The sequence below is a fragment of the Streptomyces sp. NPDC047974 genome (assembly GCF_040653375.1).
Classification (GTDB): domain Bacteria; phylum Actinomycetota; class Actinomycetes; order Streptomycetales; family Streptomycetaceae; genus Streptomyces.
The window spans coordinates 1-15,512 of sequence record NZ_JBEZNU010000014.1 but is presented as its reverse complement, the minus strand read 5'-3'; the positions used below and the strand labels follow the sequence as shown (position 1 = coordinate 15,512).

Annotated in this window: 15 protein-coding genes; 10 read left to right on the top strand and 5 right to left on the bottom strand. The window is 73.7% G+C overall.

Going from position 1 to position 15,512, the window contains the following annotated elements:
* Positions 1-132: 132 nt before the first annotated feature.
* Positions 133-2,223 carry a hypothetical protein gene (locus AB0E19_RS20585; RefSeq protein ID WP_362181923.1) on the bottom strand — a complete coding sequence of 697 codons (2,091 nt, stop codon included), beginning with the start codon at positions 2,221-2,223 and terminating at the stop codon, positions 133-135.
* 104 nt (positions 2,224-2,327) lie between these two features.
* A complete protein-coding gene (locus tag AB0E19_RS20580) occupies positions 2,328-3,206 on the bottom strand; it encodes an alpha/beta hydrolase (protein WP_362181920.1) in 879 nt (292 codons plus the stop codon).
* 71 nt (positions 3,207-3,277) lie between these two features.
* On the opposite strand from AB0E19_RS20580, the gene AB0E19_RS20575 reads away from it, so the two are divergent.
* Together AB0E19_RS20575 and AB0E19_RS20570 are read left to right on the top strand one after the other, a co-directional pair.
* Positions 3,278-4,276, top strand: a complete 999-nt coding sequence (locus AB0E19_RS20575; RefSeq protein WP_362181917.1) for a WD40 repeat domain-containing protein — start codon at positions 3,278-3,280, stop codon at positions 4,274-4,276.
* A gap of 44 nt (positions 4,277-4,320) precedes the next feature.
* On the top strand, positions 4,321-4,692 hold the full coding sequence (locus AB0E19_RS20570) for a hypothetical protein (RefSeq protein WP_362181914.1): 372 nt from the start codon (positions 4,321-4,323) through the stop codon (positions 4,690-4,692).
* Between the two features lie 65 nt (positions 4,693-4,757).
* Here AB0E19_RS20570 and serC read toward each other — a convergent pair whose 3' ends face one another.
* Entirely contained in the window at positions 4,758-5,876 is a 1,119-nt protein-coding gene (gene serC / locus AB0E19_RS20565; protein WP_362181911.1) for a phosphoserine transaminase, read from the bottom strand.
* A gap of 51 nt (positions 5,877-5,927) precedes the next feature.
* Between serC and AB0E19_RS20560 the strand changes: the two genes are divergently transcribed.
* Together AB0E19_RS20560 and AB0E19_RS20555 are read left to right on the top strand one after the other, a co-directional pair.
* Positions 5,928-8,699, top strand: a complete 2,772-nt coding sequence (locus tag AB0E19_RS20560; protein WP_362181908.1) for an FAD-binding and (Fe-S)-binding domain-containing protein — start codon at positions 5,928-5,930, stop codon at positions 8,697-8,699.
* Between the two features lie 65 nt (positions 8,700-8,764).
* Positions 8,765-9,505: a class I SAM-dependent methyltransferase gene (locus tag AB0E19_RS20555; protein ID WP_362181905.1), complete on the top strand. Its 741-nt coding sequence runs from the start codon at positions 8,765-8,767 to the stop codon at positions 9,503-9,505.
* Positions 9,506-9,545: 40 nt separating this feature from the next.
* On the opposite strand, the gene AB0E19_RS20550 is transcribed toward AB0E19_RS20555, so the two are convergent.
* The gene (locus AB0E19_RS20550; protein WP_362181902.1) at positions 9,546-9,941 is read right to left on the bottom strand and encodes a GNAT family N-acetyltransferase; all 396 of its coding nucleotides are present in this window, start codon (positions 9,939-9,941) and stop codon (positions 9,546-9,548) included.
* Positions 9,942-9,997: 56 nt separating this feature from the next.
* Here AB0E19_RS20550 and AB0E19_RS20545 point away from each other — a divergent pair, with 56 nt between their 5' ends.
* The 3 genes from AB0E19_RS20545 (at position 9,998) to AB0E19_RS20535 (ending at position 12,150) form a co-directional block, all read left to right on the top strand.
* Entirely contained in the window at positions 9,998-10,720 is a 723-nt protein-coding gene (locus tag AB0E19_RS20545; protein ID WP_362181898.1) for a class I SAM-dependent methyltransferase, read from the top strand.
* A gap of 39 nt (positions 10,721-10,759) precedes the next feature.
* Positions 10,760-11,674, top strand: a complete 915-nt coding sequence (locus AB0E19_RS20540; RefSeq protein WP_362181895.1) for a DUF2199 domain-containing protein — start codon at positions 10,760-10,762, stop codon at positions 11,672-11,674.
* Between the two features lie 137 nt (positions 11,675-11,811).
* Positions 11,812-12,150, top strand: a complete 339-nt coding sequence (locus AB0E19_RS20535) for a hypothetical protein (RefSeq protein WP_362181892.1) — start codon at positions 11,812-11,814, stop codon at positions 12,148-12,150.
* Positions 12,151-12,213: 63 nt separating this feature from the next.
* Here AB0E19_RS20535 and AB0E19_RS20530 read toward each other — a convergent pair whose 3' ends face one another.
* Positions 12,214-13,113 (bottom strand): LysR family transcriptional regulator, encoded by a 900-nt coding sequence (locus AB0E19_RS20530; RefSeq protein WP_362181889.1) that lies wholly within the window; start codon positions 13,111-13,113, stop codon positions 12,214-12,216.
* 121 nt (positions 13,114-13,234) lie between these two features.
* On the opposite strand from AB0E19_RS20530, the gene AB0E19_RS20525 reads away from it, so the two are divergent.
* From AB0E19_RS20525 to AB0E19_RS20515, 3 genes are all read left to right on the top strand, one after another.
* The gene (locus tag AB0E19_RS20525; RefSeq protein WP_362182443.1) at positions 13,235-14,221 is read left to right on the top strand and encodes an EamA family transporter; all 987 of its coding nucleotides are present in this window, start codon (positions 13,235-13,237) and stop codon (positions 14,219-14,221) included.
* Positions 14,222-14,530: 309 nt separating this feature from the next.
* Positions 14,531-15,202, top strand: a complete 672-nt coding sequence (locus AB0E19_RS20520) for a hypothetical protein (protein WP_362181886.1) — start codon at positions 14,531-14,533, stop codon at positions 15,200-15,202.
* 46 nt (positions 15,203-15,248) lie between these two features.
* Positions 15,249-15,512 (top strand): ATP-binding cassette domain-containing protein (locus AB0E19_RS20515; protein WP_362181883.1); only part of this gene is annotated, 264 nt, incomplete at its 3' end.

Sequence of the window (15,512 nt, the reverse complement as noted above, 5' to 3'; positions counted from 1 at the left end):
CACCAGACCCGCTGCCCGCCCGGAAGGTTGTACGGGGTGACACCTCGCGTTCACGTGCGCGGCGCCCCACCGCGCCGCGGGTGGGGGCCGGAGCCCGCGAGTCTCAACTCCCCTTAGCCGGGCGGGTGTTCGTCAGAAGAAGGTCTTGTAGGTGGTGGAGTCGGTGCGCAGGGGCAGGACGTCCGCGGCCTCGAAGGGGCGGGTGGTGCTGTCGAGGCTGGAGTAGTGGGCCGAGCCGGACGGGCCGATCGCGTAGATGTCGGACAGGTGGGCCTCGTAGCCGACACCGGCCGGGATGATGTGGGTGTACTTCTGCCAGCCGCCGACCTTGCGGCGGGCGGTGAAGGTGCCGTCGCCCTTGCCGAGGTAGAGCCAGAGGACGCCGTCCTTGTCGCGGGCGAGGAGGTCGCCGCCGGTGGCTCCGGCGATGTTCCCGGGCGCGGTGAGGAGGTTGTAGATCTGCCAGCCGCCGCCGATCTTCACGCGCGGCTTGAAGGGCGCCTTGGCGTCGCCGGTGGAGGCGTAGAACCACAGGACGCCGGCGGTGTCGGTCGCGAGGAGGTCGCCGCGTCCGTCGTTGTTCAGGTCCGAGCCGCCGGTGATCTTGTTGTAGACCTGCCAGCCGCCGCCGACCTTCGTGCGGGGCAGCAGCTTCTGCTTCTCGCTCTGGTGCAGCCACAGCACGCCGTCGCGGTCGCGGCCCACGATGTCGTCCGCCGCGCCGCCGGCCAGGTTCCCCGGGGAGGCCATCAGCGTGTACGTGTTCCACCCGGTGCCGAGGCGCTCGGCGTCCGGCTTGTAGACGACGGGCGGGCAGCCCTCCTCGTAGCACTCCCGGTCCTTCATGCCGACGATCTGGCGCATCCCGTACGCGGAGAGGTTGCCCGCGCCGTCGCGGACGAGCGCGTCGGCGCCGCCGTTGTCGTTGAAGTCGCGTGCCCGCGTCGGGCGGGCCAGGGTGAAGGTGCCCGTCCGCTCGATGGTGCCGGCGGACAGCTTCCAGGTGTACTCGCCGTTGTAGGCGCCGAAGAGGTTGCCCATGGTGGTGTCCCAGTCGACGAACGGGTTCATGTTGTCGGGCAGCAGCGCCGTCCGGCCGGTGGCCTTGTTCGTCACCCGGAAGTCGGCGTCCACCTCCTGGTTGAACTCCCAGCTGAACCGCGCCCAGGACGTGGTGATCCGGCTCGGCACCGTCACGCTCCGCAGGGCGAGGGCGGGGGGTTCGGGGAAGTCCGCCACCACGGTCACCGCCGGGGCGCCGTCCGCGTTCAGGGTGACGCGGAACAGGGCGTCGTTCACCGTCGTCGTGCTGCCCCGCACGACGAGCGTGCCGTCGGCGCCGATCTCCGGATCGCCCGAGTACGGGAACGGCTCGACAGTCCGGCCGTCCGTCCGTGACCGGAGTGTGAGCCTGGAGCCCTCCTTGACCGCGAGCCACCCGTCACCCAGTACGAACCGGGCAGGGTAGGGCAGTACTTCGGTCTCCCCGGTCTTGCGGTCGATCACCTTGGTCCTGCCGTCCGAGATCCAGGACACGTGGCCGGGAGTGACCTGGATCGGGTAGGCGTAGGAGTCGGCACCGTACGACTCGACGACGGCTGCCGTGGCGACGTCGACCAGCATGAGCCCGCTGCCCATGTCGATCGCGATCGTTCCGGGGATCGTGGAGCTGACGCCCTCGGGCTCTCCGTGCGGGAGCCCGGTCACCTCGCGGGCGACGGTCCGCCCGTCCGGCGCCCGGCTGACCAGGCGGAGCTGCTTGGTGTAGCTGTCGACCGTCACGAGCGTCGCGCCGTTGACCGCCCACACCCAGTAACCGCCCTCGATGCGAAGGGGGTCGCCGCCCTTCGCCATGTCGTGCACGGTGTAGTGGCCGCCGTGGTCCCCCACCACGAGGTCCGACCCGGGCGTGCCCCAGTACTTCCCGCTGATGCTCGGCAGCTCGACGGAGGTGCCGTCGTACCGTACCCAGCGGTCGACCCAGTCGTCGGTGAGGAAGCCGGTGGCGCCGGCACGGCTCACGCGCGCCGTCGACTCGATCACCGGGACCGCCGCCTCCGCGCCGGCCTCCTGCGCCAGGGCGGCCGGCGCCGCCGCCGCGACGCCCGGCCCCGCCACGGTGGCGGCGGTCGTCGCGGCGAGGGTGACGGCCAGGGCGGCGGTCAGGCGGAGCCGGGACGGACGGATGCGGCGGGCGTGGGCGTGGACGTGGGCACGGGACAAGGCGGGGCCTCCTCGTACGAGGGATGAGCGGGTGCGGCGCCCCAGCGCCACACCCCACAGACCCGGCTCGCGCCCGAAAGGTTGTACGGGGCGACACCTCCCGTTCAGACGGGCCGCGCCGCCTGCGCGTCCAGGAAGTCCGCCACCCGCCCCGCGAACCACGCCGCGTCGTCGTGCCACGGGAAGTGCCCGCCGCCCTTCAGGACCTCCAGCCGGGCCGCCGGGAACAGCTCCGCGTACGCGGCGGCCGTCGGCGGCGGGGTGTTCGCGTCGCCCTCGCCGGCGACGACCAGCACGGGCCGGCCGAACGCCGCGAGCGCCGCGCGCGTCGCCGCCGGGTCGTAGGCGCCCTCGGAGCCGTACGCCCCGGCGGCCTCGCCGTTCCGCTGCCGGTGCGCGGCCGCGTCCCGCTCGCGCGCCGCGTCGTCCCAGGTGCCGTGGAAGAAGGGCGCGACCGCCGCGAACGTCCCGGGCCCGCCCCGCCCCGACGCCAGGTCCTCCAGCGCCGCGTACGCCTCCGCGAACCACGGCTCGCCCTCCCGCCACGGCTGCCGCGCCGCCGTCAGCCGCTCCTCGCCGCTCGTGTCCAGGCCGACGGCCGCCGTGCCCGGGGCCGCCAGGACCAGCCGGGACACCCGCCCCGGGTACCGGGCCGTGTACAGCGCGGCCAGGTTCGCGCCCGCCGAGTGCCCGAGGACGTCGACCGTGTCCAGCCCGAGGCGGACGCGGAGCGCCTCCACGTCCTCCACCAGCCGGTCGCAGCGGTACGAGGACGGGTCCTCCGGCACCGCCGACGCGCCCGTGCCCCGCAGATCGAGCCGGATCACCTGCCGGAAGGCGGTGAGCCCGCCCAGGTCCCCGAGGTACGCGGAGTCCTGCATCGGACCGCCGGGCAGGCAGAGCAGCGCGGGACCGGATCCGGGGAGGGAACCGGTGACGTGGTAGGCGAGTTCCGTGCCGTCCGGCGCGGTGAAGGTAGGCATGGGCGCGACCATGACAGCGGCTTCCGCGCAGGTCAAGGCTGTTTCCCCGGCGCCATGGCACGCTTGATCCCATGCGATCTGCACTGTGCGCCCTCGCCGCGGCCGCCACCCTGGCGCTGCTCCCGGCCGGCCATGCCCACGCCGAAGGGCAGGAACCCGACCGGGACTTCACCCTCGCCGACCCGCGGATCACCGAGTCCAGCGGCCTCGCCGCCAGCCGGGCGCACCCCGGGATCTACTGGACCCACAACGACCAGGACCAGCCCCGGATCTTCGGCGTCGACTCCCGTACGGGGGAGACGGTCGCGACCCTGACGATGGCCGGGGTCGGCACCCCCAGGGACATGGAGGCCATCTCCGTCGGCCCGGACGGCGACATCTACGTCGGCGACATCGGCGACAACCTCGACGGCTCCTGGGACCACGTCTGGATCTACCGCTTCCCCGAGCCGAAGACCCTCAAGGACCAGACCGTCCAGGCGAAGCAGTACGACGTGAAGTACGCCGACGGCCCCCGCAACGCCGAGGCGCTGATGGTCCACCCGAAGACCGGCCGCGTCTACATCGCCAGCAAGAACGAGGACGGCGGCGGCCTCTACGCCGGCCCCGAGCGTCTCTCCACCTCCGGCACCAACACCTTCCGCCGCATCGGCGAGGTCCCCTGGGTGACCGACGGCGCCTTCTCGCCCGACGGCGACCGGCTCCTCCTGCGGAGCTACTTCAGCGCCCGCGAGTACGTCTGGAAGGACGGCCGCATCGAGGGCGACGGCACCTCCCCCGGCGCCCCCTTCCAGGGCCAGGCGGAGTCGGTCACGTACACGCCCGACGGCTCCGCCTACCTCTTCGGCTCGGAAGGGCAGGGGAGCCGGGTCGTCCGCGTGGAGCGCGAGGACGCCCCCCGCACGGCGGCACCGGACACGGCCCGGGACCCGGCCGCCCCGACCCCCGGCACGGGGGGCACCACCCCGGCGGCCACCGACTCCGGCGGCAGCGCCACCACCGGCTTCCTCGTCCTCGCCGGCGCCACCGTCCTCGTCCTCGGCGTCAAGCGGCTCCTGCGGCGCGGCTGACCTCCCAGGGCCAGACTGGAAGGAGAGCGAAGAGGTGAGGCGTCATGACGGCATTCACGCGTGAGGACACCCCGGTCGCCATGGAGGGCGGCGGTCTCGACTTCCGGATGCGGGAGGCGGGCGGCGGCATGACCGTGGCCTTCATCCACCTCCCCAAGGGCACCGACATGGCACCCGCGCTCAAGGGCCTGGAGGGCGACCTGTGCCAGTGCCCGCACTGGGGATACGTGTTCAAGGGCAGCATCAGGATGCGGACCGCCTCCGGAGAGGACGTCTACGAGGCCGGGCAGGCCTACTACTGGGGGCCCGGCCACGCCCCCGAGGCGCTGGAGGACACCGACGTCGTCGAGTTCTCCCCGACGGAGGAGTTCACCGCCGTCATCGACCACGTGAAGGCGCAGGCAGCCGCCGGATGACAGAGACGGAGGGGGCCCGGCACCCGTGCCGGACCCCCTCCGCTACCGCTCGCCACGAGCCGTGATCAGAGACGCTCGATCACGTGGTCGATGCAGGCCGTCAGCGCGCGCACGTCCGCCGGGTCGACCGCCGGGAACATCGCGATGCGCAGCTGGTTGCGGCCCAGCTTCCGGTAGGGCTCCGTGTCCACGATCCCGTTCGCGCGCAGCACCTTCGCGACCGCCGCCGCGTCGATCTCGTCCGCGAAGTCGATCGTGCCGATGACCTGCGAGCGCTTCGCCGCGTCCGTCACGAACGGCGTCGCGTACTTCGACTCCTCGGCCCACGTGTAGAGGGCGTCCGAGGACTCCTTCGTCCGCGCCACGGCCCACTCCAGACCGCCCTGGCCGTTGATCCACTTCAGCTGCTCGTTCAGCAGGAAGAGGGTCGACAGCGCCGGGGTGTTGTACGTCTGGTTCTTCAGCGAGTTGTCGATCGCCGTCGGCAGCGAGAAGAACTCCGGGATGTGCCGGCCGGAGGCGTGGATCCGCTGCGCCCGCTCCAGGGCCGCCGGGGAGAACGCCGCCAGCCACAGGCCGCCCTCGGCGGCGAAGGACTTCTGCGGGGCGAAGTAGTAGACGTCCGTCTCGGTGATGTCGACGGGCAGACCGCCCGCGCCCGAGGTCGCGTCCACCAGGACCAGCGCGCCCTCGTCGGCGCCCGCGACCCGCTTCAGCGGGGCGGCGACACCGGTCGAGGTCTCGTTGTGCGTGTACGCGTAGACGTCCACGCCCGCCTCGGCCACCGGCTCCGGGTGGGTGCCCGGCTCGGAGGAGACGACGGTCGGCTCGGCCAGCCACGGGGCCAGCTTCGCGGCCTTCGCGAACTTGGACGAGAACTCGCCGAAGGTGAGGTGCTGCGACTTGGACTCGATCAGACCGTGGGTCGCGATGTCCCAGAAGGCGGTCGAGCCGCCGTTGCCGAGGATCACCTCGTAGCCCTCGGGCAGCGAGAAGAGGTCACGGATCCCGGTACGGACCTCGCCGACCAGGTTCTTGACCGGAGCCTGGCGGTGGGACGTGCCCAGGAGGGACGTTCCGGTGGCGGCCAGGGCGTCCAGCGCCTCCGTCCGCACCTTGGAGGGGCCCGCGCCGAAACGACCGTCTGCGGGCTTGATGTCAGCGGGAATCTGGATGTCGGCCACGAGCCGGAGAGTATCGGGTCGGGCAGGGCCCGGTCGCGGGATGTCCGCCCGATGAGACGAACCACGAGACATCCTTGCGTTGTGGGAACAGACGACAGACACGCCGCAGGCCCCTCCGCCGACCTCGCCGCCGACCTGGCAGCCGCCCTCGCCGGGGACGTCGACTTCAGCGCCTCCGCCCGGGCCCTCGTGACCATGGACGCCTCCAACTACCGCCGCGTGCCCGCCGGTACGGTCGCGCCGCGCGACGCCGACGACCTCGCCGCCGCCCTGGAGATCTGCCGCCGGCACGGCGCCGTCCCCGTCGTCCCGCGCGGCGCGGGCACCTCCATCGGAGGCCAGGCCACCGGCACCGGCGTCGTGCTCGACCTCACACGCCACATGGACGGCCTCGTCTCCGTCGACCCCGCCGCCCGCACCGCCGTCGTCCGCCCCGGCCTCGTCCTCGACCGGCTGCGGGAGGCGGTGCGCCCGTACGGCCTCACCTTCGGACCCGACCCGTCCACCCACAGCCGCTGCACCCTCGGCGGCATGATCGGCAACAACGCCTGCGGCGCCCACTCCGTCGCCTGGGGCACCACCGCCGACAACATCCACTCACTGGAAGTGGTGAGCTACCGGGGCGAGAGGTTGACGCTGGGGAGGGACGGGCAAGGCGCCCCCGCCGGCCTGACGGACCTCGTCGACCGCCACCTCGCCCTCCTGCGCACCGGCTACCCGCCCGGCCTGCCCCGCCGCATCTCCGGCTACGCCCTCGACGCGCTGCTCCCCGAACGGGGCACGGACGTCGTCCGCTCCTTCGTCGGCAGCGAGGGAACCCTGGGGGTGGTGACCGAGGCGACCGTCCGCCTCGTCCCGCTGCCCGACGACCCGGTCCTCGTCGTCCTCGGCTACGCCGACGAGACGGCCGCGGCGGACGCGGCGGCGGGCCTCGCGGCGTACGGAGCGCTGACGGTGGAAGGCATGGCGGCCGACCTGGTGGGGGACGCGCAGGGCCTGCCGCGGGGCGGGGCATGGCTGTTCTGCGAGGTCGACGGGGACGGCGCGGCGCGGCGCCTCGTGCGGGCCGCGGACGCGCTCGACACCGCCGTCGTACGCGCCCCGGCCGGGCAGCGCGCCCTGTGGCGGATCCGGGAGGACGCGGCCGGAACGGCCACCCGGACGCCCGGCGGCGGGGAGGCCTGGCCCGGCTGGGAGGACTGCGCGGTGCCGCCGGCCCGGCTGGGCGCGTACCTGCGCGACTTCCGCGCCCTGCTGGCCGAGCACGGCCTGCGGGGGACCCCCTACGGCCACTTCGGCGACGGCTGCGTCCACGTCCGCATCGACTTCGACCTGTGGACGCCGAAGGGCGTCCGGGCCTTCCGCCGCTTCTCGGAGGCCGTCGCCGGGCTCGTGGTCGCGCACGGCGGCTCCTTGTCCGGCGAGCACGGGGACGGCAAGGCGCGGGCGGAGCTGCTGCCGAGGATGTACGGGGAGGAGCTCGTCGGGCTGTTCGGGGCGGTGAAGGACCTGTGGGACCCGGACGGGGGGCTGAACCCGGGGATGCTCGTCCGTCCCGAGCCGCTCGATTCGGGGCTGCGGTTCGAGGGGCTGAGGCTGGTCGGGGCGGGGAGGGAGGCGGCGCGGTGCGTGGGGGTCGCCAAGTGCCGCGTGGAGGGGCCGAGTTCGGGTCCGTCCGTGATGTGCCCGTCCTTCCGTGCCACCGGTGAGGAGAAGCACTCGACGCGGGGCCGCGCCCGGCTCCTGCACGAGATGGCGATCGGCGAGGTCATCACGGACGGCTGGCGCTCGGAGGAGGTCCGGGAAGCGCTGGACCTCTGCCTCTCCTGCAAGGGCTGCCGCAGCGACTGCCCGGTGGGCGTCGACATGGCCGCGTACAAGGCCGAGTTCCTGGACCGCCACTACGCGGGGGTGAGCGGCTGGTGGCGCCGCCCGCGCTCGCACTGGACGATGGGCCGCCTCCCCTCCCTGCTCGCCCACTTCGGGCGCGGCCTGAACGCGGCAATGCGCCTCCCCTACGCCGCCCGGCTCGCGGGCGTCACTCCGGAACGGGCCCTGCCCCGGGTCGCCGCACGCACCTTCACGTCGTGGTTCGCCGACCGCTCCTCCGCCCGCCCGCCCGCGCTCACCCTCTGGCCGGACACCTTCACCGACCACCTGGCACCGGAGGTCGGCCGGGCGGCGGTCCGGGTCCTGGAGGACGCCGGGCTCGGCGTGGAGCTTCCCGCGGGACGGGTGTGCTGCGGACTGACGTACGTGTCCACGGGGCAGTTGGGGGCGGCCCGGAGGGTGATGAGGAGGATGCTGGACGTGATGGACGGGGCGGGTGGTCCGGTGGTCGTACTGGAGCCCTCCTGCGCGGCCACCCTCCGCACCGATCTGGTGGAACTGCTCCCGGACGACCCGAGGGCCGCCCGCCTCGCGGGCTCCGTCCGGACGTTCGCCGAGGCTCTGGAGGAGCTGGCCCCCGACTGGACCCCGCCGAGGATCGACCGCCCGGTCACCGGCCAGACCCACTGCCACCAGCACGCCGTCCTGGGCGACGCGCCGGACCGGCGCCTGAGGGAACGGGCCGGGCTGGTCGGCGAGTTGGCGGGCGGCTGCTGCGGACTGGCGGGCAACTTCGGCTTCGAGCCGGGCCACGAGGAGGTCTCGCGAGCCTGCGCGGAGGACCGGCTCCTGCCGGCCCTGCGTACGGCTCCGAGCACCGCGGCGGTCCTGGCGGACGGCTTCTCGTGCCGGACCCAGATCGGACACCTGACGCCCGGGAGGGGGCGACACCTGGCGGAGCTCCTGGCGGAGGCGCTGGACGAGGAGGGGTGAGGTCTCCCGGGGCCGGGGTTCCCCTGGTGTTGACCTCCGTCGGCGGGCGGTGCTGGAGTCGGCGCGTGGACAGCATCCCCGCCAACCGGCGGCTCTGGAATCGGATCAGCGGCGCCTATCAGCGTGAGCACGATCCCCGGATCGGCGCCGCGCCCCGGCTGTGGGGGATGTACTCCGTTCCCGACGCGGAGCTGCGCGCCCTGGGTGACGTCAGGGGGAAGCGCGTCCTCGAACTCGGCTGCGGCGCCGGGCAGTGGTCCAGGGCGCTCGTCGCCGAGGGGGCTTCCGTGGTCGGGGTCGACCTGTCCGAGGCCCAACTCGCCGCGGCGGTGGGCGCGATGGGGGAGGGGCGGTGTCCGCTGGTGCAAGGGGCGGCCGAGCGGCTGCCCTTCGCCGACGAGAGCTTCGACCTGGTGTTCTGCGACTTCGGCGGGCTCAGCTGGGCGCCTCCGCAGCTGGCCGTGCCGCAGGCCGCGCGGGTCCTGCGGCGGGGCGGGCGCCTGGTGTTCAACGTCGCCAGTCCGTGGTTCGAAGCCTGCTACGACGAGGACGCCGGCCGCGTGACCACGACCTTGCAGAAGGACTACTTCGGGCTGGACGCCATCGCCGAGGGCGACGGGGCGACCAGCTATCAGCTCACCTACGGCGACTGGGTCAGGGTGCTGCGCGGCGCGGGTCTCGTCATCGACGACCTCATCGAGCCCCGGCCGGGGCCCGGAACCCCCAACGGCTACAACGAGACCGATCCGCCCGACTGGGCGCACCGCTGGCCCGCGGAACTGCTCTGGGTGACCCACAAGCCGTAGGCCCGCCCGTCCGGGGTACGGCGGACGACGGCGCCGCCGGTCAGAGCGCGATCAGGCCGGCCGCCGTCGGCTCGAATCCGCAGGCGTCGAGGTAGAACGCCCGCAGGTCTTCCTCGAAGTCGACGTGGAGCCACGCGCATCCGGCCGCGCGGGCCTGCCGGGCGGCCTCGGCGACGAGCTCGGCGCCGATCCCCGACCGGCGGCGGTCGCCCGCGACCACGGTGTCGAGGACGAACGCGTGTCCGCCGCCGTCCCAGGCGACGTTGACGAACCCGACGAGCGCGCCGCCGTCCCGCGCGCAGACCCAGCCGAGGCTGTGCCGCCGCACCCGCCCTCGCCAGTCGATCTCCGGCGCCGACGCGCCGAAGCCCTCCGCGTGCAGTGCGCCGAGCGCGGCGTTGTCGAAAGCGCCCCGCCACTCGTAGGTGATCGCCATGGCCCGAGGGTAAATGCGTCGACAGCGTCCCCCGGTTCCCGGCAGAGTGCCCGTCCGTGACGAGCAGTGAACTCTGGAACCGAGAGACCGCCGAACGCTACGACGCCGAGGAGGCCCCGGCCACCGGACCGACCCTCGACTTCCTCGCCGAGCTGGCCGGAGACGGCCGGGCGCTGGAGTTCGCCATCGGCACCGGACGCGTGGGCGTCCCCCTCCGGGAACGCGGCGTGCCGGTCGTGGGCATCGAACTGTCCGAGCACATGGCGGCGGTCCTGCGGCGCAAGGTCGACGAGGACACGCTCCCGGTGACCATCGGGGACATGGCCACCACCGTCGTCCCGGGCGGATTCACCCTGGTCTACCTCGTCTACAACACCATCACGAACCTGCTCACGCAGGACGAGCAGGTCGAGTGCTTCCGCAACGCCGCACGCCACCTGGAGCCCGGCGGCCGCTTCGTCATCGAGCTGCTCCTGCCGCCCCTGCGGCTCCTGCCGCCCGGCCAGGTCGCGGTGCCGTTCGACGTCTCCGAGCGGCACCTCGGCTTCGACACCTTCGACCTGGTCGAGCAGGTCCTCGTCTCGCACCACTTCACCCTCGAAGACGGCCGCTACCGCCGCGGGAACTCCCGCCACCGGTACGCCTGGCCCGCGGAACTCGACCTGATGGCACGGCTCGCCGGCCTGGAACCCGAACGCCGTGTCGCGGACTGGGACGGCACCCCGTTCGCCCAGGACTCCACGAAGCACGTCTCCGTGTGGCGCAAGCCGGCGGCGTGACGGGCGCGTGACCGGGCGGCTTAAGGTGCGGGGATGGACATGACCGCACCCACCGCCACCTGCTCCTGCTGTGGTGACCCGCTCCTCGACGAGCGACGGATCGACGTTCGCTTCGGGCTCCCGGACCTCGCCTTCGAGCTTCCGGAGGAGGCCCGCCGGTCGCCCGGTCCCAGCGCGCTGCTCGCGCTCGACGGGGCCGGGTTCTTCGTGCGGTGCCTGCTGCCCGTGCGGCTGACGGGCGAGACCGAGCTGGTGCTCGGGGCCTGGGTCGAGGTGGACGAGGAGACGTTCCTGCACGCCGCCGACGTCTGGGACGACGAGGCCGCGTACCCGGAGCTCGTCGTGCGCGGGCGGCTCGCGAACGCCGTGCAGCCGTGGGGCGAGGCGGTGCTCGGGGCGGAGCTCACGGGGCGGATCAAGGACGTCGGGGAGCTGCCGTACCTCGTGGAGGGGCACGGGCCGGAGGCGGAGCGGCTGATCGGGGAGGTCTGGGACCGGGACCACGTGCTCGCCCGCTTCCCCCACCCGCTGCCGGTCGCGGTCCGGACCGAACTCGGTGACGGGTGGTCGGTGGAGCGGTCCGCCGGGTTCTCGGGGCGGTTCGAGAACGGCGTCGACCAGTTCGCGACGCAGGGCCGCAGCGTGGCCGTGACGCTCTTCCAGGACACCGAGCGGGGGCGCGCGGCCGAGGACTTCCTCGCCGCGCTGATCGGCGAGGAGCCCGAGGCGCCCGTGGTGCCGGAGGGGCAGGAGCACCGGGAGAGGTCGGCGGACGGCGGGGTCCGGTACGCCTCCTGGCTCACGCCGCGGGACACGGGCCGGACACGGCACGAGCTGACGGCGTACGCGGTGGAGCCCGACGGCTCGGCGGCCGGCCTGTTCTGCTCGTACGAGGAGCCGGGTCAGCACGCCTGGGCCCGACACGTCTGGCGCTCGCTGCGGCGGGAGCGGTAGCGGGGCCTTCCGGTCGGATCCGAGCCCCGCTGACCGCTGTGGGGTCCTACGATCGCACCGGTTGTCGGTCTGTGGGGGTGGGCATGGGGCAGGGGCGTTCCTTGCGGGGGTGGTGGGTGCCGCTGGCCGTTGTCGTCATGGGTGCCCTGACGTGGGGCCTCCTGGGGTTCATCGAGGGCGGCTGTGAGCGCGGGCCCCGCGGAGGATGTGTCGCCGCCGACGGCTACGAGGTGCGCGGCTGGGCGTTCTTCCTCGCCGCGATGCCCACGTACCTCGTGGTGGTGACCGGTCTGACCGACGACCGTTGGCCTCCCGTTCTCGGCGTTGCCACCGGCGGCGCGGCCTGCGGGCTCTACGTGCTGACGCGGGGAACCGCCGCGCCGTACCTGATCACGGCCGCCGTGCTCTTCGCCCTGGCCGTCGCGGCACCGGCGCTGGCCTGGCGACGCCGCGTCTCGGGGGCGGGGCGCACGTAACGCGCGCGGGGCACCCTGCCCCTCGTCGTCCCGCCGGCGGTCGCTCCCGCGCGCCGGACAGCCTCAGGTGCCGTCGACGATCTCCCGGGCCATGCGCACCAGGGCCTCCGTCGCCGGGTGGGGGAAGGCGTCGCGCCAGGCGAGGAGGACGGGGAGGGGCGGGGCGCCGGGCAGGGGGCGGTAGGTGACTCCGGGGTGGGGGTGGAGCGCTGCCGTGGAGGCGGAGGAGACGCCCACGCCCCGGGCCGCGGCGATGGCGGTGAGCCAGTCGTCGGTGTTGGCGACCGTGAGGGTGCTCGTGGGGCGGGCGCGCAGGGGCCACAGGGTGAGGGTGGTCGTGCCGGAGACCGTGTTCAGGACGACCGTCTCGTCGGCCAGGTCGAGGAGGGTCAGCTCGCCCGGGCGGTCCGCCAGGGGGCTGTCCGAGGGGAGTGCGGCCACGCGGGGCTCGGTGGTGAGTTCGGCGGTGACGAGGCCGGGGGCCTCGACGGCGCCGCGCAGCAGGGCCGCGTCGACCTGACCCCTGGCCAGGCCGGCCGTGCGGTCGTCGACCCGGAGGAGTTCGAGGGGGGTCTCCGGGTGTTCGCGCTGCCAGCGGCGCAGGAGGGGGGTCGTGTACGGGCCGAAGGCCGACCAGGCGTGGCCGAGGCGCAGGGGGCGGTGGTGGAGCCGCGCCGGGTCGACGGCGGCGTCGAAGGCGGCCAGCGCGGCCGCGGCCCGTTCGCGGAAGGCGCGGCCTTCGGGGGTGAGGGCGAGGTGGTGGGTGGAGCGGTCGACGAGCCGGGCGCCGAGGTGCCGTTCGAGGGCGGCGAGGGTGCGGGAGACGGCGGGCTGGGTGAGGTGGAGGCGGGCGGCGGCGCGGGTGAGGTTCTCCTCCTCGGCGATGGCGAGGAAGCAGCGGAGGTGGCGCAGCTCGATGCGCAGGGTCATGTTTCCGGAGCATAACCGCAGGGTGATCGGCATTTCCGTTGGCGGGTCCGGCCTCCGTAGCGTGGAAGCGGAATCCGGTCGTCAGGGTGCGGGGGAGTGCATTACTCTGGACTGAGAGTTTAGCGAAATGGACTTTGGAGGTGTGGCGGTGAGCGTGGACAGCCAGGTGGCGGAGGCGGCCCCCGTTCCCGCGGCGGACTCCGTGGCGGGTTCCGCGGTGGGTTCCGCGGTGGATTCCGGGGCCCCTTCGGGGCGCCGTACCGGTCGCGCCTCCGGTGTCGCGTCCCGGCGGTTCGGGCCCGTCGCGCTCGTCGTCGCCGGCGGGTTCTCCGTGCAGTTCGGGTCCGCCGTCGCCGTCCTGCTGATGCCGCGCGCCGGGGCGCTCGGCGTCGTCACGCTGCGGCTCGTGCTCGCCGCGCTCGTCCTGCTGCTGGTCTGCCGGCCCAAGGTGCGCGGCTACAGCCGGGCCGACTGGGGGACCGTCGTCGCCTTCGGCGCCGCCATGGCGGGCATGAACATCCTCTTCTACCAGTCGATCGACCGGATCCCGCTCGGTGCCGCCGTCACCCTGGAGGTGCTCGGCCCGCTGGTCCTCTCCGTCGTCGCCTCGCGGCGGCTCGTCAACCTCCTCTGGGCCGGGCTCGCCTTCGGCGGCGTCGCGCTGCTCGGTGGCGGCGGGTTCGGCGGTCTCGACCCGCTCGGTGCGGGCTTCGCGCTCGCGGCGGGCGCCATGTGGGCGGCGTACATCGTCTTCAGCGCGCGGACCGGCCGGCGTTTCCCGCAGGCCGACGGGCTGGCGCTCGCGATGGCCTTCGGCGCGGTGCTCAGCCTGCCGCTCGGCATCGCGGAGGCGGGCGGCGCGCTGGTCGTGCCGTCCACGGTCGCGCTGGGCCTCGGCGTCGCACTGCTCTCCTCGGTGCTTCCGTACACCCTCGAACTCCTCGCCCTGCGCCGCCTGCCCGCCCCGACCTTCGCCGTCCTGATGAGCCTGGAGCCCGCCATCGCCGCCGGTGCCGGCTTCCTCGTGCTGCACCAGGCCCTGTCCGTGGCGGAGGGCCTCGCGATCGCCCTCGTCATCGCGGCGAGCATCGGTGCGGTGCGTACGCAGAAGGCCGCGGCCGCCGCCCCCGCCGCCACGTAGCCCCCTCGCCTTCCCCTCGCCCCGCGCCCTCGGCCGGTGGGGCGGTCCGGAGTCTCCGGACCGCCCCACCGGCCGTCGCGTTTCCCTGCCGCATCCCCCGTCGCGCAGAGCGTTCACCTTCTCGTCATTGCAATGTCCTGGCATATGTCGTTGCGTCAATTCTGATTCTATTGCAACGAAATATCTGCTCTGAGCTGCAGCGATGCCAATCAAGTGCAACGAAGGAGTTGTCGAAGAATGGAAAGCAACGTAGCTTTTCTCATGTCGGAAACGCCGACGGCAACACCACTCCACAGGAGCACACACCTCATGCAGACCTTCGCCACCACCGCCCCGATCGCCGCCCTCGTCGCCATCCCGGCCGGTCGTCTCCGCTTCGTCGCCGCCGAGCGGGCCGACGTCACGGTCGAGGTCCGGCCGCTCGACGCCAAGAAGTCCCGTGACGTGAAGGCGGCCGAGGAGACCGCCGTCTCCTTCGCCGACGGCGTCCTGCGGGTCACCGGGGCCGAGGGCGCGAACCGGCTCCTCGGGCCGTCCGGTTCCGTCGACGTCACCGTGCAGCTCCCGGCCGGGTCCTCCGTCGAGGGCAAGGCCGCCGCCGCGGACCTGCGGGGGGTCGGGCGGCTCGGGGACGTCACCTTCGAGGCCGCTCAGGGCCCGGTCGAGCTCGACGAGGCCGGCCGCGTCCGGATCGTCCTCCAGGACGGGAGCATCACCCTCGGCCGCCTCGGCGGCGACGCCGAACTCACCACCGCCCGAGGCGACCTGCGCATCGCCGAGGCCGCCGGCGGCACCGTCGTCCTCGACACCCAGGCCGGGTCCATCACCGTCGGCGCCGCCCCGGGCACCTCCGCCACCCTCGACGCCGGCACCGCCCTCGGCCGGATCAGCAACGGCCTCCGGAACGCCCAGGGTCCCGGCGCCGCGCTCGCCATCCGCGCCACCACCGCCCTCGGCGACATCACCGCCCACAGCAACTGAGACGCCCCCCCCCCCACCACCCACAGACCCGAGGAGCGAACCCGTCATGACGAACCCCGCCATCGCGGCGAACGGTCTGCGCAAGTCGTACGGCGACAAGGTCGTCCTCGACGGAGTCGACCTGGCCGTCCCCGAAGGAACGATCTTCGCCCTGCTCGGTCCGAACGGCGCGGGCAAGACCACCGCCGTGAAGATCCTCTCCACCCTCGTCACCGCCGACGCCGGCCACGCCACCGTCGCCGGACACGACCTCACCACCGACGCCCACCGCGTCCGCGCCGCCATCGGCGTCACCGGACAGTTCTCCGCC